We start from the raw sequence: 17,392 nt of genomic DNA, 5'->3' as shown, positions 1-17,392 counted from the left end.
GCATGCGTTGACTACAGCGGCGCTTAGAACTTGTAGTTCAGGCTCACGTTGACCGTGCGCGGCTCGCCCCAGGTGTAGGTGCTGTACCAGCTGAAGATGGTGTAGTACTTCTTGTCGAATAGGTTCTTGATGTTAAGCGAGGCGGACAGCTGCTTGTTGAAGTCGTAGCGGGCCATGGCATCCCAGACCCAGTAGTTCTGCACGGTGTGCACGGCATTGCCACCGGTCGGCACGTTGATGCTGCCCCAGGTCTTGTCCTGCCAGCGCGCGCCACCACCCAGGGTCAAACCGCTCAGGCTGCCAGCGAGCTTGTAGCTGGTGTAGAGGTTGAACTGGTTGGACGGCGTGAGGGTGGAGACACGCTCACCGTCCTTGCGCGCAATGCTGTGCGAGTAACCGGCCTGGATCTGCCAGGCGGGCGTGATCTGGCCGGACACCTCCGCTTCCCAGCCCCGGGTCTTGACGCCCTGGATTGCACGGTACGCGGGGTTGCCGCTGGGGGTGATGCCGCCACTCTCCACGGCATAGTTGTCCTGCAAGGTCTGGAAGACAGCAGCGCTGGCATTGAGCCGGCCGCCAAAGAACGAGGCCTTGGCGCCGAGCTCATAGTTCTTGCCCTCGAGCGGATCCAAGGTGCGGCCCTGCTCGGTCTGGTAGGACTGCGGCTTGAAGATGCCGCTGTAGCTGGCATAGACCGAGTAGTTCTGGTTCAGGTCATACACGGCGCCCAGGTAGGGCGTAAAGACATTCTTTTCCTTTTGCTCCTGCACCCGGTTTCTGTAGTTGGACAGGCGCCCGCCGGTGATGAGCTTCAAGTCATCGCGCAGGTTCCAGCGGGCGGTCGTGTAGAGGCCGTTCTCATAGGTGCTCTCGTCATCGCTGTAGTCAGGCGCGCTGTTCCACACCGGGGCAGGCACCTTACCATTCCACTGGTAGTAGTTGTCCACCACGCCGTCAAAGCCGCTGTTGTCGTTGTAGTAGCCATCGTTTTTCCAACGGCGCTTGGCCAGGCTGCCGCCCACCACCAGCTCATGGCTGCGCCCCAGCAGCGAGAACGGGCCGCTGGCATATAGGTCGGCCGCATCGCTGGTGGTGCGGCCTATGTACTGGCCCTTCCACATGCGCACGCCGGCACCGGTCACTGGATCGGGGTTGCCACCGGCTGCGGCGCCCAGGTTGGCGTCGTAACCGTTGATCTGGTGGTTGAGCTGCAGCTTGGTGACCCAGCCACTGTCAAAGTAATGCTCCAAGGTAGCAAAGGCGGTGCGGGTGTACTGGTCCCAGTGGCTCCAGTCGGCGCCGTTGTTGAACGAGCGCGGCATGGCGTTGAAATGGCCGCTCGCATCGAGCAAGGGAATACCGCCCCAGGTCGATGCCGTGGGCTTGTTGTCCTGGCGGTCGGCGCCCACCGTCAGCAGGGTTTGGGGCGTCAGGTCCACCTCGACGATGCCGTAGAGCACGCCCGTCTTGCGCTCGTAGCGATCGAGCTGCGAGTGCTTGTCCTGGTAGGTGGCAACGCCGCGCGCGCGGATGCTGCCGCTGTCGTTGAGCGCGCCGCTGACGTCCAGCTCCCCCCGGTAGTTCTGGTAGCTGCCGGCGCTGATGCTGGCATGGCCACTGAACTCCTTGGTCGGCTTCTTGCGCACCAGGTTGATGGTGGCGCCTGGATCGCCACTGCCAGTCAGCAGCCCGGTGGCACCCTTGAGCACTTCCACCCGGTCGTAGATCGCCATATCGGTCAGGGTATTGCCCGCGGAATAGGCCGAGTTGCGCGCCATCGGAATGCCGTCGTACTGGAAGTTCTGGATCGCAAAGCCGCGCGCGTAGTACTCGGTGCGCTCGCTGTCGTAGGTCACGATGCTCACGCCCGGCGTGTGGTTGATGACATCGTCAATCGAGTGGAGCTGGAAGTCATCCATCACCTGGCGCGTCACCACGCTGACGGACTGCGGCGTCTCACGCGGCGTCAGCACCAGGCGGGTCGCCGTCGCCACAGCGCCAGGCGTGTAAGAGCCCGAGCCCTCGGTGATCTCACCGAGCTGGTTGCTGCGCACCGTCACCTCCGACAGCGTGACTTCGCCTCCCGCTGCAGATGGAGAGGCAGCCGATGCTGCGGCAGCGGGCGCAGGCGCGGCTGCCTGCACCATTAACACGCCCCCTTCCACCCGGCCCTGCAGGCCCGATCCCTGCAGCAAGGCCTGCAAAGCCTGCGACACATCCTGCGCACCATGCAGGGCGGGCGCTTGGCGGCCCTGCGCTGCGGCTGGTGCGGCGGTAAAGCCCAGGTTCGCCTGGCGGGCAAATTGGGCCAGCGCGCTAGCGAGCGGCTGCGCCGGAATATCGAAGCTGGCGGTTTGCGCCATCGTCGCCTGCATGTGCAAGGCCAGGCCCAGGCAGACCGCCGCATGCGCCAGCACGGTGCGGCGCGGCTTGAAAGTGAAAGAAGACATGAAAGAGTGCTCTCGTCCGATAAAAAAGCGACGACGGGACGAGACAGCGCTGCAAAGCGCGTGCGAAGCTTGGAGTGCAGGCTGCCAAAGCGCACAGCACACTGAGCGCTGCCACCGTCAGATGGATTCCTGCGTGGATGGCGTGGGCTGTACACCGCCTGAAATCCGCGAATGCCTGGCAGCGCCGCCCCGGTAAACGCGGGCACAGCTGCTGGCCAAAACGGCCCCATGATACTTATTCAAATACGAATCAGTATCATACTCAATATTAATAAGTGGCGTTTCGGCAACAGTTTTGTGAAATAACGAGCGTGGGGGTGCTGGCCAACGGCCAGTGGGGTCGCCAGCCTCCGTGCGCGCGCCGTCGCAGGCGCGGTCAGCGCTGCCATAATGGCCCGCCATGACCATCGCGCTCACCACCCTGCTCATCTACGCCAAAGACATGCAGCGCACGGCGCAGTTCTATGTGAGGCACTTTGGTTACACCTCCGACTGCGTTGTGGTCGATGGCCTGATCGCGCTCCAACCCCTGCATGGCGGCGCGGAGATCCTGGTTCACCAGGCCGCCAAGAGCCTGAAATTTGGCTCTGCGGTGCTCAAGCTCTCGTTCAGCGTGGCCGATGTCGACCAGTTTGTGGCCAAGGCCGCCGCAAAGGGGCTGGATTTTGGCCCGGTGCACCAGGCCAATGGCTACGCCTTTGCCAATACCAAGGATCCGGACGGCAACGCGATCAGCGTGTCAAGCCGCCAATACCGGGCGGGATAGGCACTACGCAAGCTCAACCCTTCAAGACCTTGAGACCATACGAGGCTTGAGCGACCCAGTTCATCACCCCAGCAATGGCGGTAAGCGCTATACCGACGAATGCCAGGCCATGCCATCCATCTACATGGGCGCTGTAGCCACCCAGTGCAGCGCCGGCGGCACCACCTAGAAAATAGGACACCATGAAAATCGTATTGGTCCTGTTCCTGGCCTCGGGATGTGTCGCAAAGATTCTGGATTGATTGGCCACCAATCCGGCTCGATTTCCCACATCCATCAACGCCATGCCAACCACCAACCAGACCAGACTCAAGCCGCAGAGGGCCACAAAGACATAGGCCAATGCGATAAGGCTGCAGCCATAAATAATGGTTCTTTCGGCGCCGAACCTGTCCACCAGCATGCCAATTTTCTTGGAAGCAAACAAACCCACCAAGCCGACAAATCCAAACGCACCAATGGCTGCAGGATTGAAATGGTAAGGCGGCTGAGAAAGCATGCTGGCCAATGAGGCCCAGAGGGCACTGAATGCGGCAAACATCAAAAAACCCGAGGCAGATGCCAGACGGATAAGGGGTTCTTCTCGCAGCATGGTGACCATGGATTTCAACAGTCCTGCGTAAGACACCGATGCTTGGGGATGTAACACCGGCAGCGTGCGCCACACCATGAAAAGCATGACACCATTGAGCGCCGCAGCGACTGCAAAAATGGCATGCCAGCCAAACTCTGCGCCTCCATAGCCGCTCAGCATTCTGGCCAACAACAGCCCTGCTGAGAGTCCACCCAACAGCGAACCAATCACCTTTCCCTGCGCTGCCGGCGCAGACGCGCTCACCATCGTCGGTATGATGATTTGCGCGGTGATCGCGGTCATGCCGACCACGGCGCAGCCGATCAGCAACCAGGTAAAGCTGGGGGCAAAAGCGCAGGCCAGCAGTGCAAGCGCATTGACGCTGATGGTTCTTGCGGCCAAGGTGCGCGGCTCGATCCGATCCGCCAGAGGGACAAACAGCAGCAGGCCCAGCGCATAACCGAGTTGCGTGATGGTGGCTATCCAGCTTCCGTTGCCGAGTGAAACGCCAAAAGTACCCGCCATTTGTGGCAGCAGCGGCTGGTGGTAGTAGATGGCAGATACTGCAAATGCACAGCACCAGGTCATTGCCAGCAGCTGGTAACGATGCATGCATGCGTCAACCTTTTGCAGAATGGTTTTTGGCATGATGGCTCCCCTCTTCTACTCTTGAGCCAGCCGGTCATTTCCCAGCGCTGCCGTTGACAGGATTATTTTTCCGACTGCCTGACCGGATTCCAATCGGCGATGGGCCGCTTCTGTATCTTCAAGTGCATAGACACTGTCAACAACGGGATGCAGCCTTCCGTCGTCGAACAGCGCTAGCCACCGTTCTGAAAAGCGTTCCACCATGGCGCACTTCTCCTCCAGCGAGCGGCTTTTCATCACCGTCCCCATGATGGAGAGACGCCGGTAGAGAACACGGTCCAATGGCAACTCCCCTCCGCTGCCGCCCCCGAGAATGCCCACCTGGATCATTCGCCCGCCTTCGGCCAGCGAATGGATGTTGGCGGCCAGATACGGCGCACCAATAAAGTCCACAACCAGGTTGACGCCTTGGCCATCGGTATCGGCGTCGATCACTTGCTGGAAGCTCTCGGCGCGGTAGTCGATGACCCGATCTGCACCCCAGGCCAACACGCGCTGCAGCTTCTCAGCGGAAGTGCTGGCAAAGATGCGAGCACCAGCGCGGTGGGCGAGTTGCACGGCAGCAGAGCCAACCCCTCCAGCGGCGGCATGCACCAGGACGGACTGATCCGCTTCGAGACGGCCCAAGTGAAATAGCGCTTCATGGGCAGTGACAAAGACCTCGGGAATCGCTGCTGCTCGCACATCGTCCATTCCGCGCGGAATTGGCATAGCCATCCTGTGGTCCATGCGGGCGAATTCGGCGTAGGCCCCTCCACCAACGATCCCCATCACCCGATCACCTATTTGATAACCCGAAACGGATGCACCAAGGTCAACCACCTCGCCTGCGACCTCCAGCCCCATCAGCTCGGAGTCGCCAAAGTTGGCCCGGCCATAGCGGCCCATGCGCTGCAAGGCATCGGCCCGGTTGACGCCAGCAGCACCGACTCGCACCAACAGGTCATGGGGCCGTACCTCTGGAATCGGCAATTCCTCGATCTTGAGCGTCTCAGGACCACCAAAGACATTCTGAACAACGGCTTTCATCAACTTGCGACTCCTTCTTCGAGCGAAATCAGCTCAACTACAATGGATTCGATGGTACGGGGCCAGACCCCGCTTGATAACTGGCCAGAATTCGTTAACGGTTTTGCGGGAAATGCAAATATGGGCGCTGAGCGCATCGCCGAGTTTTTGGAAGTGTTTGTCCACGTTACCCGTGAAGGCAGCTTCTCCGCAGCAGCTCGGCGCATGGGGGTCGCCCCCTCGTCGATCACGCGCAGCATTGACACGCTAGAAGCGCGTCTTGGAACGCCTGTTTTCAGGCGCTCTACCCGGCTCATCACCTTGACCGAGGCTGGTGCTGCGCTGCTTGTCAGAGCCAAGCGCGTGCTGGACGAGTTGGCAGATGCGCAACAGGAAATTGCGGCCCTGAGTGGTGGAGCCCATGGTGTTTTGCGCGTGGCCTGCTTTCCCACCTTCGGCAAGCGGTACGTGATTCCTGTGGTGGCCTTGCTGGCCAAGACCCACCCTCAATTGCGCGTGGAGCTGGATTTGACAGAGCGGCTTGCAGATCCTGTGGCTGAGCGCCTGGATGCGGTGATAAGGATAGGCAAACTTCCGGACAGTTCTCTGGTCGCCACCAAGATCGCCACGCAAATCCGTACGCTGTGTGCCAGCCCTTTGTACATCTCCGCAGTGGGCGCTCCAAAATCTCTGGACGATTTACCAAGCTACCAGCTCATCGATAAACTGCATGGCGCAGATTTGCTGGGCTGGTCTGACTTTCTCGGACATGGCGTTTTGCCAGACCAGGCCGTTTTTCGTTGTGATGATTTTGAAGCCATGCGCTTGGCTGCGCTGGCGGGCGTGGGCATTGCGCTGTTACCCGATTGGGTAGTAGGCAACGACATTGCCACGGGGCATCTGCTGAAATTGACTGCCGGCCCCAGCGACAGCACCTGCTTGCATTCCGACATCCATCTGCTGCGCGCGCCAGTGGAGCCCAGTGCCAAACTGCGCGTGTTCACCGAGCAGTTAAAGCGCTTTATCGGCGAGCCCCATCGTTGGGCGGTGTGAGCTGAACAGCCTGCGCGGCCCGCCAGATGGCGGACCTCGTCAAGCAACGCCTTACTGCAGTCCCAAGAACTTGAACGGCTCCGAAGGCTGGAACAATGCCGTGGCATCGCCAGCAAACGCATGGTTCTGGTTCGGGCCCAGATCGAGCTTCATCACCTTGCCGGTGTCGCGGCTGAAGTTCAGCGCCTTCAGGTCCACCCAAAAGGTATTGGGCGTCAGGGCCGATTCAAAGAAATAGAGCTTGCGTTTGTGGTCGAACACCGTGCGCCAGCGCGTCGAGGAAATATTGGGCTGGTCCGGGGTCGTGATGCCATAGGGCACGGAGACATTGCGGATCACGCTGAACACACTGGCCAGCGCCTTGTTGGGCTCCTGGGCCTGCGGCACGGCTTTCACATAGAACGACGCACGGGCAAAGCGGTCGGCCGCCCGGTTGGTGCCCGGCAGCATGACGGTGCCGCCAATCTGCTTCCAGTAGCTGTTGAGCGCCAGCTGCTCGTCAAAGGTGGGCGAGTTGGTCATCACCTGGTAGCTGCGGCTGTGGTGGATGACCTGGCGGCCGCCGATGTACTCGACAATGGCGCTGTCACCACTGGCGTCCGACATCGACAGGTGCAAGGTGGTGAGCCGGTCTTCGCCGGGCACATTGTCCGAGACGATGGTGAAGGGCTGCTGCTCCAGCGCCTGGACAGCCTCGGCCACGGTCGCAAAGTTGTCGAGCACATACTGGGCCCAGGCGGCAATCGTCAGGCCCGGTTTGCTCTTGTCATCGAACGCCGGGTACTGCGACTCGGCCAGCCACAGCAGGTTGGCGCTCAGCCCCGCTTCGTTGACGCCGTCAGTCGTGGAGACGTCGTAGCCCGAGGTCACCAGGCTGCCGTAGCGAGAGGTCCAGCGCAGCGAGTTGGGCCCTGCCTGGCCGGTTCGCTCCATGCCGCGCGGCAAGACCCAGAGGTTGCTGGTGATGTCGTTTTTCCAGTCCATCGAGCGGGCGGTGATCACCTGGTCATGCGCGCCCAGATAGACCACCCGCGTGCAGGCGATGGCGCTGCTGATGGTGCTGAGGCCCAGCACGCCCGCCAACAATGCCGTGCCCAGCTTGCGCGCAGGCAGCAGGTTCTTCTTGTTCGTCATTGGTCTCTCCCTCCCATGGTGTGATGGGCGCTGTCAGACAAGGCAGCGGGCCGCGCCTACCGCACCAGGCAGCTGCGACCCGGCTCCTGCATTTACTGGGCGCTGGCCTTCCAGGTTCCATTGGGCTGCTTGCAGAACCAGAACTGCCACTCCTCCTTAAGCTTGCCGTTGGGGCGGCTGGCTTCCACATTCAGCAGGCGGCAGGTATCGGCCTTCTGGGTCTGGCTGGTTTGCAGCGGGGTCAGCGCCATTTGCACCTGGCGGTGGCGCGGGCCATGGCTGCTGGTCCACTGCGTGGTGCTCTTGTCAGCGGCATTGTTCAGCACATCGCCCACGGCCTTGCGCAGCGCGGGCACATCCTTGGCCGGCACGCTGGCGGTGATGGTCTGGTTGAGAAACGACAGGGGCGCGGCAGACGCGGCCAAGGCCAGGCTACCCAGGACGGTGGCCAGCACCAGGGCGGGCAGTTGGCGTGCAGCAGGCTTTTTCATGGTGTCATATCCTCTCATTGAATTTTTCGGTGCGATCAGCAGCGAAGCTTCAGGCCTGCCATGCGGGCTGGCCCTGCGCGCTTCATCTGGACTCGCGTTATCAGCGTGTTGATCATATTCCATATAGTCCGATCCACCCACCCTATGAAAATGACGATGACGTTCAGCAACGCCACCCAGCCCCCAGCAGGACCCCGCCATGCCCCGCGAAAACATCAATGACTTGTTGGCCTTTGTCGCGGTCGCGCGGGAAGGCAGCTTCACCAAGGCCGCTGCGCAACTGGGCGTATCGCAGTCGGCGCTCAGCCACACCATCCGGGGCCTGGAGGCCCGCATGGGCGTGCGCCTGCTCAGCCGCACCACGCGCAGCGTCTCGCCCACCGAGGCGGGCGCCTACCTGCTGGCCCGCATCGGCCCGGGCTTTGACGAGATTGAATCGGGCGTCGCCGCGCTCAGCGATTTTCGGGACACGCCGCGCGGCCATGTCCGCATCACCACGGCCGAGCATGCGGCCAACACCGTGCTCTGGCCCAAGCTCGCGCCGGTGATGCAGCGCTACCCGGATGTGTCCATCGAGATCAATGTCGACTATGGACTGGGCGATATCGTCGCGCAGCGTTTTGACATGGGCATACGCCTGGGTGACCAGGTCGCCAAGGACATGATTGCGGTGCGCATCGGGCCCGACTGGCGCATGGCGATTGTCGCAACGCCCGACTACCTGCAGCGCATGCCCGCGCCCCAGACGCCGCAGGACCTGGCCGCCCACCAGTGCATCACGATGCGCCTGCCCACCCATGGTGGGCTGATGGCCTGGGAGCTGGAAAAAGACGGCGCTGCCGTGCAGGTGCGCGTGCAAGGCCAATGGGTGTTCAACGGCAGCCGAGCCATGCTGCGCGCCGCACTGGCCGGTTACGGCCTGACCTATGTGCCCGAAGACATGGCCGCGCCCCATATCGCGCAAGGCGAGCTGCTGCGGGTGCTGGACGACTGGTGCCAGCCCTTCAGCGGCTACCACCTCTACTACCCGCACCGGCGCGGCATGTCGCCCGCGATGCGCGTGGTGGTGGATGCATTGCGGCACAGCGAGGTGGCCAACGTAGCCGATCTGCCCGCAGTGTTGCGAACTAAGCACATGCAAGAAATTCAACGCAAATGATAATCATTTTTATGTAGAATGGCGTTTTACAGGCGCCAGCAATAACAACACCATGCCACCAGGGCCTCCTGCACCACCCCTTATAGGGGTTCCGCAGCAGACCCCTCAGCCTGCATCATCCGCATGCAGCCCAGGTCAGTAGCCAGCAGTCTTTTCTTCCCCCTTGCTTTAACTGGCTGGACCCTATGGCTTCTCGCACCTCTTCCCAGGCGCAGCGTATCTCTGCGCGCGCCACTTCCACTCTCCAACCCCGTTACCTGGCCGCCGCTGTCGCCGCGCTGGTGTCTGCCGGTGCGCTTGCGCAGCAGGCTGCCCCGGATCAGCCAATGCAACTGGTGCAACTGGCGCAAGCAGAATCGACGATGCCGCAAGTCACGGTGCAGGCCAAGGCCGAAAAGGCCCCCGGTACGGTGACCGTGATCTCCGGCGAGGAGCTGGAAAAAGCCAACAGCATGGCGGACATCTCGCGCTACCAGCCCCTGGTGTCGGCCCCCGGCACGGCATCGGGTACCAGCCGCAACCGCAGCAGCTTTGACCGCTCGGGCACCACGGGCTACAACATTCGCGGTATCGAAGGCAACCGCATCGGCATGGATGTGGATGGCATTGAAATGCCCGACGCCAGCACCCGCCCCTATGTGAGCCGCGCCGGCAACAACACCTTTGGCATTGGCCGCGACTTTATCGACCCCGAGATGTTCTCCTCGGTCGGCATCCAGTCGGGCACCACCACGGCCCGGCGCGCAGCGGGCGGCATTGGCGGCGCCGTCAGCTTCAAGACCAAGTCGGCCAGCGACTTCTTGCGCAATGGCAACACCCGCTATTTCGGCGGCAAGCTCGGCTTTGACTCGGCCGACCATTCCTGGAACGAAAGCATCACTGCAGCGGGCAAATCGGGCAGCCTCGATGGCCTGATCGCCTTCTCGCGCCGCGATGGCAAGGAGACGCAGAACAACAGCGCCCTGGGCATCAAGGCATCGCCGGAAGACTGGCATTCCAACGCGCTGCTGATGAAGGGCGGCCTGCAGATCGATGCCGAGAACCGCCTGGAGCTGTCTGCCGACCTGTACCGACGCAGCAACCAGAACCAGTTCTATGGCTGGAGCACCGACAACAGCGCCATCACACAAAACAATATGCAGGACAGCGACACCAGCCGCAACACGCTGCAGCTGTCGCACCTGTGGACGCCCAGCAGCGCCTTTGTCGATCAGCTGGACACGCGCCTGTTCTTCCAGAACACCGATACCGAAGACGTGACCGACACCACCACCTTGGCGAGCGGCGCCGTTACGCGCAACCTGTCGCAAAACAAGACCAAGGCCTGGGGCCTCTCGACCACCGGCGACAAGCGCATCGACCGCCACCGCATCAGCTTTGGCTTCAACGCGCAGACGCAGAGCCAGGAGCGCCCCTGGAACGTGCCTGGCTACATGAAGCCACAGCCCGACACCGACACCCTGCGCCTGGGCGCCTTCATCCAGGATGACATCGGTTTTGACGTGGGCGGCAAGCGCCTGGGCGTGATCCCGGCGCTGCGCGTGGACCGGGTCAAGGTCGAACCCAAGCACCTGGGCGATTTTGCCGAAGGCGCTTTGACCGAAGACGCGGCCTCCAAGCTGTACAGCAACCTCAGCAGCACCATCTGGAGCCCGAGTATGGGTCTGACCTATGAACTGACGCCCAAGTTCATGGCCTACGGCCAGTACAAGCGCAGTGGCCGTACACCTACGGCCGGTGAAGTGTTCGGCTCCTGGAACATGGACCAGAACTACGCGGGCTCCGCCCAGTACGCGCTGATCGGCAACAGCAACCTCAAGCAAGAGACCAGCAACGCCTTTGAGCTGGGCGTCAAGGGATCGCCCGCCGACGGCGTGCTGTTCAATGCCTCGACCTTCTACACGCGCTACAAGGACTTCATCGGCTACACCCGCTACACCCGCGCCAGCGCGCCGGACAAGTTCAGCAATGTGCCGGCCCACATCGGCACCATCTACCAGGCCGAGAACCGCGACGAGGCAACGATCTATGGCCTGGAGATGAGCGCCCGCCTGGACCATGGCCAATGGGCACCCGCCGTCAAGGGCCTGTACTCGACCTGGGCGCTGGGCCTGGCCCATGGCACCTCCAAATCCAACTACGCGGGTGACAAGGATGTGCCGCTGGATACCGTCCAGCCACGCAAGGCCGTCATCGGCGTGGGCTATGACGCGCCCATGCGCGCCTGGGGCGTCAACATGACCGGCACCTTTGTCGCCGGCAAGCAGGCCCAGGCCACCAACCGCGAGAGCTATACCAACGCCGGCACCGACATTGCCGACTCCAGCATCGCGCAGTTCCGCGTGCCCGGCTATGCGCTGTTCGACCTGTCGGGCTACTGGCAGATCAACAAGAACGCGCGCCTCAATGTCGGCATCTACAACCTGACGGACAAGCGCTACTGGGATTACGCCAGCAGCCGCAGCCTGCAGCCCTCCGTTGCCAAGGACCAGCGCGACATCCAGCTGCTGACCAACCCGGGCCGCACCTACGCCGTGTCGTTGAACGTCAATTTCTAAGCTTTTCTCCCACCACGAAAGGACCCCAGCATGAACCGCTTTTCCGCCGCCATGACCGCCGCTGCAGCCGCCGCGCTGCTCAGCGCCTGCGCCAGCAACAACGGCAACGACAGCAAGACCGCAGCGCCCGCCGCTGCCGCCAAGACCGAAGCCAAGGGCCCGGCCACGCCCGTGGGCGGCCACGGCCACAATGCCTTCATGGGCGGCTATGACGCCAACCGCGACGGCGTCGTCACCCGGGACGAATACGACACCCTGCGCAAACAGCGCTTTGTCGCCGCCGACACCAACAAGGATGGCTGGCTGAGCGAGGACGAATACGTGGCCGAGTTTGAGGGACGCCTCAAGGCCCAATATGCCGCCGCAGGCAAGAAGCCCGATCAGCAGTACGAAGCCAGCATCAAGCAGGCCCATGTGCGCTTCCACATTCTCGATACCAACAAGGATGGCAAGCTGAGCATCGAAGAGGAAATCGATATCGCCAACAAGACCTTCAAGAACGCCGACCGCAATGGCGACGGCGTGGTCAACGCAGCCGACATGGCAGGCCAGTAAGCCATGCAAGCGCGCCACCTGTTTGCTGCGCTTGCCGCGACGTTCAGCCTGAACGCCGCCCAGGCCCACATGCCCTTTCTGCTGCCCAGCCTGTTTGATGTGCAGCCCAAGTCCACCCTCAGTGTGGATGCGGGCTTTGCAGAAAAACTGTTCCTGTCCGAAGTCCAATTTGGCGCCACGCCGTTCAGCATCACCACGCCCTCAGGCACCGTGCTGCCCTTTGGCGAGGTGCACCAGTTCAAGACCCGCACAGTGGCGGAGCAAAAACTGCCCGACGAAAAAGGCAGCTATCGCCTCTCTACCGGCCCGCGCCTGGGTGCGATCTTTCGCAGCTGGGAAGTGAATGGCAAAACCATCGTCGTGCGCGACCCCAAGGCCGTCATGCCCGAAGGTGGCGTAATGAAGGTGCACTACCAGTCACTGTCGGTTTCCGAGGCCTACGTCACCGCCGGCGCACCCACCCCCATCAAGCCTTACGGCAAAGGGCTGGAGATCGTGCCCAGCACGCACCCCAGCGACGTGTTCGCCGCAGAGAAATTCAACTTTGCGGTGCACTTTGATGGCAAGCCGCTGCCTGACCAGAAGGTCAGCATCTACCGCTCAGCGATGGACCTGCAAGGCCAGAACAGCGTGGATGAGCTCAGCACCGACGCGCAAGGCGATATCAGCTGGACGCCGAGCAAACCGGGCATCTACATGGCCCTGGTGCGCCACCGTGCCCCGGCCCCTGAAGGCGCTGCCGCGCCGACCTATGGCTACAACTACACGCTGACCTTCCGGGTGCTGGCGCAGTAGTCTTGGTTCAGGGCTGTGGCACTCGCAGGGCTTGCTCCATCCCAGGCAAGTTCCCCGCGAGTCCACAGCCCGCCTTGCATCGCCCATCACCAGCTGGCATCCGCCCTCCCCGGCGGGCGCTGCGGCGCAAACACCTCGACCAGATGGTCCACCAGCGCCTTGGTCTTGGCCGGCAGATGGGCGCCACCCTGGAACTGCAGATAGATATCGGCCGGTGGCAGCCGCCACTGCGGCAACACCTGCTGGAGCTGGCCCGCGCGCACGAGCGGGCCGACCTCCCACTCCGAGCGCATCAAGATACCGTGCCCGGCCATCGCCCAGGCCGTGGCCGACTCTCCATCGTTGGCACTCAGCGGCCCCCTCACCTTCACGGTTTCTGTCTGCGCGCCATTGCGCAGATGCCAGGTGCCAAACGCCTCGTCGCCCTCGCGGATAAAGAGGCAGGCATGGCGCGTCAGCTCCTGCGGTGACAATGGCGCGCCCATTGCTTGCAGATAGCGCGGTGAGGCACAGAGCACACGGCGGTTGCGTGCCAGCACCCTGGCCGTCCAGCGGGAATCCGGCATATCGCCCATGCGGATGACCAGGTCGAAACGGTCCTCCAGGAGGTCGGCAGGCCGGTCGCTCAGTTGCAGCTGCACCTCGACCTGCGGAAAGCGGCGTGCAAAGGCCCCCAGCGCCGGCGCAATATGCCGCCGGCCAAAGCCGAAGGTGGCGTTGACCCGCAACAGGCCCTGCGGCACAGCGGCTGCCCCACCAATGGCGCGCTCCAGCGAACCCAACTCGGAGAGCAGACGCGCACCTTCGACGAGATAGCGCTCACCCTCAGGCGTCAGGCTCATGCGGCGGGTGGTTCTTTGCATCAGCCGGGCGCCCAGCCGGGCTTCGAGCGCTGCAAGGCGCTTGCTGACGGCGGGACCTGTGACACCCAGCTGCTGGGCCGCGCTGCGCATGCTGCCCTCTTTGCTGAGCAGCGCAAAAAAGGCGATGTCAGAAAATCCATCCATTCGTAACTCCAGCGACCGAAAGTCGTGCTCTGCAGCGCATTGTATATTTCCGCCTCAGCTGTGAGACTCGGAGCCATCGCGTACACAGAGCACCCCCCATGCACCGAACCCTTTACCGCAAGCTGGTCGACACCCATACCGTCGCCCAGCTCGACGCGCACAACGTCTTGCTGTTCTGCGACCTGCACTTGATGAACGAGTACACCAGCCCCCAGGCCTTTGCTGGCCTGGACGCGCAAGGGCGCAATGTGCTGATGCCCGGCCAGAACATGGCTGTCGTCAGCCACGTGATTCCGACCGACCCGGGCGCCATCCGGGTCATCCGCGATGCCGCACCCGCGCTGCAGGCCAGCAAACTGCGCAAGAACTGTGAGCAGCACGGCATCCCCTTGTTCGACACCCAGGATGCGCTGCAAGGCATCGAGCATGTGGTGGCGCCTGAGCACGGCATGGTCCGGCCGGGGATGGTGGTCATTTGCGGCGATTCGCACACGACCACCTACGGTGCGCTGGGCGCGCTGGGCTTTGGCATCGGCACCTCGGAGGTCGAGCATGTGCTGGCCACGCAGACCTTGGTGTACCGGCTCGCCAAGGACATGCGCATCCAGGTCGATGGCGTGCTGCCGCTGGGCACCAGCGCCAAGGACCTGATCCTGATGGTCATCGGCCATATCGGCGCCCAGGGTGCCCGAGGCCATGTCATCGAGTTCTGCGGCACGGCATTTGACGCCATGTCGATCGAAGCCCGCTTTACCGTGTGCAACATGGCCGTCGAGGCAGGCGCCCGTGGCGCCTTGATTGCGCCCGACCAGAAGGCCGCAGACTATGTGCTTGCGCGCTCCGCAGACCTGAACGGCCCCCTCCGGCAGGCCGCCCTGCAGCACTGGGCCAGCTTGCGCAGCGATGAAGGCGCGGCGTTCGATGTGGAGCACCGTTTTGACGCCAGCGATGTACCCCCGCATGTGACCTGGGGCACCAGCCCGGACCAGGTCGCGCCCATTGGTGGCGCGGTTCCCGATCCCGAGACACAGGCCGCTGGGCCCCTGCGCCGCAGTACCGAGCAAGCACTGCGCTACACCGGGCTGGCCGCAGGCACACCGCTCGAAGGCATCGCCATCCAGCATGTCTTTATCGGCTCCTGCACCAATGCCCGCATTGAAGACCTGCGGGCCGTGGCCGAGGTGGTGCGCGGGCGCCAGGTAGCCCAAGGGGTCCGCGCCATGGTGGTGCCGGGCTCCGGCGCGGTCAAGCAGCTGGCAGAAGCAGAAGGCATTGCCAGCCTGCTGCTGGAGGCCGGCTTCGAATGGCGGGAGCCGGGCTGCTCCATGTGCCTGGCGATGAACGGCGACATCCTCGCTGACGGCGTGCGCTGCGCATCCACCACCAACCGCAATTTCGAGGGGCGCCAGGGACGCGGCGCCATCACCCACCTGATGAGCCCTGCGATGGCCGCCGCCGCTGCCATCACCGGCACCATTACCGACGTTCGCCGCCTGGAGACCCGCCATGCGTGAGCAACATATCCTGAGCGGCAAGATGGCCGCCTTGGCCATCGAGAACCTGGACACCGACCAGATCATGCCCAAGCAGTTTCTGCACGGCATCGACAAGGCCGGGCTGGACAAGGGCCTGCTGTACGACCTGCGCTTTGATGCCGCAGGCCACCGGCGCCCAGGCTTTGTGCTGAACCAGCACGAGCGCGCCGATGTCGAGGTGCTGGTGGCTGGCGCCAATTTTGGCTGCGGCTCCAGCCGAGAGCACGCCGTCTGGGGGCTGCAGCAGTACGGCATTCAGGCCATCATCGCGCCCAGCTTCGGAGAAATCTTCTACTCCAATGCGATGAACAACCAGCTGCTGCTGGTCATGCTGCCTGAGGCAGACATCGCCCAGCTTGTGGCCGATGCAGGCAGCCTGGAGACCTCACAGGTCCATATCGACCTGCAGACCCTCCAGGTCAAGAGCCCGAGCGTGGACGCGCGTTTTAGCCTGTCGGAGCGCCACCACCGCATGCAGCTCGAACGCAGAGACCTCATCGGCATGTCGCTGATGTACCAGGCGGAGATCACGCATTTTGCGCAACGCCACTGGGCGGCCTATCCTTGGCTCCAAGATGTGGCCCTACGCACCCGCCAGCAACTGGGCGCTACGCCACGCGCACAGCCACCGGCCAGCCTTGGAGGAAAAGCCTGATGTTCGAGCGTTTTGACACCCGCGATGTGCCCGTCAACGGCACCGTGATTCGTTGCCGCGTAGCAGGCACCGGCCCAGCCCTGTTGCTGCTGCATGGCCATCCGCAGAGCCATGTGATGTGGCACCGCGTGGCGCCGGCGCTGGCCGAAACATTCACCGTCGTCTGCGCCGACCTGCGCGGCTATGGCGACTCAGCCCGCCCCGGGGCCAGCCCGCACAATGCCGCCTACAGCAAGCGCACGATGGCCCAGGACATGGCCGATATGATGACCCGCCTGGGCTTTGCGCAGTTTCGCCTTGCCGCCCATGACCGGGGCGCCCGCGTGGCCCACCGGCTGCTGCTGGACCACCCGGGCCGGGTGACGCGCGCCATGCTGCTCGATATTGCACCGACCCTGGCCATGTACGAGCAAACCACAGAAGCCTTCGCCAAGGCCTACTGGCACTGGTTCTTCCTCATCCAGCCAGCACCGCTGCCAGAGCGGCTGATTGACGCCGACCCCGCCGCCTATATCCGCGATGTCATGGGGCGCCGCCACGCCGGCCTGGCTGCCTTCGCGCCCGAGGCGCTGCAAGAGTACCTGCGCTGCATTACCATCCCAGGCACCGCCACCGCCATCTGCGAGGACTACCGCGCATCCGCCGGCATCGATCTGGAGCACGATCGGGCAGACCGTGCCAACTGCCACCAAGTGACGGCCCCGCTGCGCGTGCTCTGGGGCGCGGAAGGCGCCGTGGGGCGCTGCTTTCCGGTGTTGGACCTGTGGCGCGAAGCGGCCACCGAGGTCACTGGCAAAGCGCTCGACTGCGGCCACTACATTGCTGAAGAGCAGCCGGCACAGTTGCTGGAGGAGATGCGGGAATTCTTTGCTTTCTGATGGGCAGGATGGCGGTGGTCGTTGCGAGGCCCGCTGCGGGTATCAGCGGGCTTTCTTGGGTTTGGCGAGAACGTTGTTTCAGGCAGCGGTGCAACCAATAGCCTCACCAACAAGCGTCGCGTGGCA

The 17,392-nt window shown here is 63.0% G+C and carries 15 protein-coding genes; 9 read left to right on the top strand and 6 right to left on the bottom strand.

Annotated features, from left to right (window positions below):
* Nucleotides 1-23: 23 nt before the first annotated feature.
* Nucleotides 24-2,450: a TonB-dependent siderophore receptor gene (locus ACPEE1_RS08025; RefSeq protein WP_423935883.1), complete on the bottom strand. Its 2,427-nt coding sequence runs from the start codon at nt 2,448-2,450 to the stop codon at nt 24-26.
* Between the two features lie 400 nt (nt 2,451-2,850).
* On the opposite strand from ACPEE1_RS08025, the gene ACPEE1_RS08020 reads away from it, so the two are divergent.
* Nucleotides 2,851-3,216 carry a VOC family protein gene (locus ACPEE1_RS08020; protein WP_116925886.1) on the top strand — a complete coding sequence of 122 codons (366 nt, stop codon included), beginning with the start codon at nt 2,851-2,853 and terminating at the stop codon, nt 3,214-3,216.
* Between the two features lie 13 nt (nt 3,217-3,229).
* Here ACPEE1_RS08020 and ACPEE1_RS08015 read toward each other — a convergent pair whose 3' ends face one another.
* Entirely contained in the window at nt 3,230-4,438 is a 1,209-nt protein-coding gene (locus ACPEE1_RS08015) for an MFS transporter (RefSeq protein WP_198424333.1), read from the bottom strand.
* A 15-nt stretch (nt 4,439-4,453) separates the two neighbouring features.
* Nucleotides 4,454-5,467 (bottom strand): NAD(P)H-quinone oxidoreductase, encoded by a 1,014-nt coding sequence (locus ACPEE1_RS08010; RefSeq protein WP_116925885.1) that lies wholly within the window; start codon nt 5,465-5,467, stop codon nt 4,454-4,456.
* 42 nt (nt 5,468-5,509) lie between these two features.
* Between ACPEE1_RS08010 and ACPEE1_RS08005 the strand changes: the two genes are divergently transcribed.
* On the top strand, nt 5,510-6,499 hold the full coding sequence (locus ACPEE1_RS08005; protein ID WP_232539402.1) for a LysR family transcriptional regulator: 990 nt from the start codon (nt 5,510-5,512) through the stop codon (nt 6,497-6,499).
* Nucleotides 6,500-6,550: 51 nt separating this feature from the next.
* Here the strand turns inward: ACPEE1_RS08005 and ACPEE1_RS08000 are convergent, their stop codons facing one another.
* Both ACPEE1_RS08000 and ACPEE1_RS07995 read right to left on the bottom strand, forming a co-directional pair.
* Entirely contained in the window at nt 6,551-7,633 is a 1,083-nt protein-coding gene (locus ACPEE1_RS08000) for a linear amide C-N hydrolase (protein ID WP_116925883.1), read from the bottom strand.
* Between the two features lie 92 nt (nt 7,634-7,725).
* Nucleotides 7,726-8,124 (bottom strand): hypothetical protein, encoded by a 399-nt coding sequence (locus ACPEE1_RS07995; RefSeq protein WP_116925882.1) that lies wholly within the window; start codon nt 8,122-8,124, stop codon nt 7,726-7,728.
* Between the two features lie 199 nt (nt 8,125-8,323).
* Between ACPEE1_RS07995 and ACPEE1_RS07990 the strand changes: the two genes are divergently transcribed.
* From ACPEE1_RS07990 to ACPEE1_RS07975, 4 genes are all read left to right on the top strand, one after another.
* Entirely contained in the window at nt 8,324-9,283 is a 960-nt protein-coding gene (locus tag ACPEE1_RS07990) for a LysR family transcriptional regulator (protein ID WP_116925881.1), read from the top strand.
* A 185-nt stretch (nt 9,284-9,468) separates the two neighbouring features.
* The gene (locus tag ACPEE1_RS07985) at nt 9,469-11,841 is read left to right on the top strand and encodes a TonB-dependent hemoglobin/transferrin/lactoferrin family receptor (RefSeq protein WP_423935879.1); all 2,373 of its coding nucleotides are present in this window, start codon (nt 9,469-9,471) and stop codon (nt 11,839-11,841) included.
* Nucleotides 11,842-11,871: 30 nt separating this feature from the next.
* Nucleotides 11,872-12,396, top strand: a complete 525-nt coding sequence (locus ACPEE1_RS07980) for an EF-hand domain-containing protein (protein ID WP_116925879.1) — start codon at nt 11,872-11,874, stop codon at nt 12,394-12,396.
* A 3-nt stretch (nt 12,397-12,399) separates the two neighbouring features.
* On the top strand, nt 12,400-13,191 hold the full coding sequence (locus tag ACPEE1_RS07975; protein ID WP_116925878.1) for a DUF4198 domain-containing protein: 792 nt from the start codon (nt 12,400-12,402) through the stop codon (nt 13,189-13,191).
* An 86-nt stretch (nt 13,192-13,277) separates the two neighbouring features.
* On the opposite strand, the gene ACPEE1_RS07970 is transcribed toward ACPEE1_RS07975, so the two are convergent.
* Nucleotides 13,278-14,198 (bottom strand): LysR family transcriptional regulator, encoded by a 921-nt coding sequence (locus ACPEE1_RS07970; protein WP_116925877.1) that lies wholly within the window; start codon nt 14,196-14,198, stop codon nt 13,278-13,280.
* 98 nt (nt 14,199-14,296) lie between these two features.
* Between ACPEE1_RS07970 and leuC the strand changes: the two genes are divergently transcribed.
* The 3 genes from leuC to ACPEE1_RS07955 are packed head-to-tail and all read left to right on the top strand — an operon-like array spanning nt 14,297 to nt 17,266.
* Nucleotides 14,297-15,712 carry a 3-isopropylmalate dehydratase large subunit gene (leuC, locus tag ACPEE1_RS07965; protein ID WP_116925876.1) on the top strand — a complete coding sequence of 472 codons (1,416 nt, stop codon included), beginning with the start codon at nt 14,297-14,299 and terminating at the stop codon, nt 15,710-15,712.
* Complete coding sequence (gene leuD, locus ACPEE1_RS07960) at nt 15,705-16,388, top strand: 3-isopropylmalate dehydratase small subunit (protein ID WP_116925875.1); 684 nt, start codon at nt 15,705-15,707, stop codon at nt 16,386-16,388. Before leuC ends, leuD begins: the two co-directional genes overlap by 8 nt.
* Nucleotides 16,388-17,266 carry an alpha/beta fold hydrolase gene (locus ACPEE1_RS07955; protein ID WP_116925874.1) on the top strand — a complete coding sequence of 293 codons (879 nt, stop codon included), beginning with the start codon at nt 16,388-16,390 and terminating at the stop codon, nt 17,264-17,266. Before leuD ends, ACPEE1_RS07955 begins: the two co-directional genes overlap by 1 nt.
* Nucleotides 17,267-17,392: the final 126 nt, after the last annotated feature.

The sequence above is a fragment of the Comamonas sp. 23 genome, from assembly GCF_049601575.1.
GTDB lineage: Bacteria > Pseudomonadota > Gammaproteobacteria > Burkholderiales > Burkholderiaceae_C > Comamonas > Comamonas squillarum.
The sequence above is the reverse complement of the archived record's forward strand: the minus strand, read 5'-3'. Positions and strand labels throughout refer to the sequence as shown.

What these genes read in the sequence shown, in the direction of transcription:
- ACPEE1_RS08025 (WP_423935883.1), bottom strand. Translation starts at nt 2,450, where the DNA reads ATGTCTTCTTTCACTTTCAAGCCGCGCCGCACCGTGCTGGCGCATGCG.
- ACPEE1_RS08020 (WP_116925886.1), top strand. Translation starts at nt 2,851, where the DNA reads ATGACCATCGCGCTCACCACCCTGCTCATCTACGCCAAAGACATGCAG.
- ACPEE1_RS08015 (WP_198424333.1), bottom strand. Translation starts at nt 4,438, where the DNA reads ATGCCAAAAACCATTCTGCAAAAGGTTGACGCATGCATGCATCGTTAC.
- ACPEE1_RS08010 (WP_116925885.1), bottom strand. Translation starts at nt 5,467, where the DNA reads ATGAAAGCCGTTGTTCAGAATGTCTTTGGTGGTCCTGAGACGCTCAAG.
- ACPEE1_RS08005 (WP_232539402.1), top strand. Translation starts at nt 5,510, where the DNA reads ATGGATTCGATGGTACGGGGCCAGACCCCGCTTGATAACTGGCCAGAA.
- ACPEE1_RS08000 (WP_116925883.1), bottom strand. Translation starts at nt 7,633, where the DNA reads ATGACGAACAAGAAGAACCTGCTGCCTGCGCGCAAGCTGGGCACGGCA.
- ACPEE1_RS07995 (WP_116925882.1), bottom strand. Translation starts at nt 8,124, where the DNA reads ATGAAAAAGCCTGCTGCACGCCAACTGCCCGCCCTGGTGCTGGCCACC.
- ACPEE1_RS07990 (WP_116925881.1), top strand. Translation starts at nt 8,324, where the DNA reads ATGCCCCGCGAAAACATCAATGACTTGTTGGCCTTTGTCGCGGTCGCG.
- ACPEE1_RS07985 (WP_423935879.1), top strand. Translation starts at nt 9,469, where the DNA reads ATGGCTTCTCGCACCTCTTCCCAGGCGCAGCGTATCTCTGCGCGCGCC.
- ACPEE1_RS07980 (WP_116925879.1), top strand. Translation starts at nt 11,872, where the DNA reads ATGAACCGCTTTTCCGCCGCCATGACCGCCGCTGCAGCCGCCGCGCTG.
- ACPEE1_RS07975 (WP_116925878.1), top strand. Translation starts at nt 12,400, where the DNA reads ATGCAAGCGCGCCACCTGTTTGCTGCGCTTGCCGCGACGTTCAGCCTG.
- ACPEE1_RS07970 (WP_116925877.1), bottom strand. Translation starts at nt 14,198, where the DNA reads ATGGATGGATTTTCTGACATCGCCTTTTTTGCGCTGCTCAGCAAAGAG.
- leuC (WP_116925876.1), top strand. Translation starts at nt 14,297, where the DNA reads ATGCACCGAACCCTTTACCGCAAGCTGGTCGACACCCATACCGTCGCC.
- leuD (WP_116925875.1), top strand. Translation starts at nt 15,705, where the DNA reads ATGCGTGAGCAACATATCCTGAGCGGCAAGATGGCCGCCTTGGCCATC.
- ACPEE1_RS07955 (WP_116925874.1), top strand. Translation starts at nt 16,388, where the DNA reads ATGTTCGAGCGTTTTGACACCCGCGATGTGCCCGTCAACGGCACCGTG.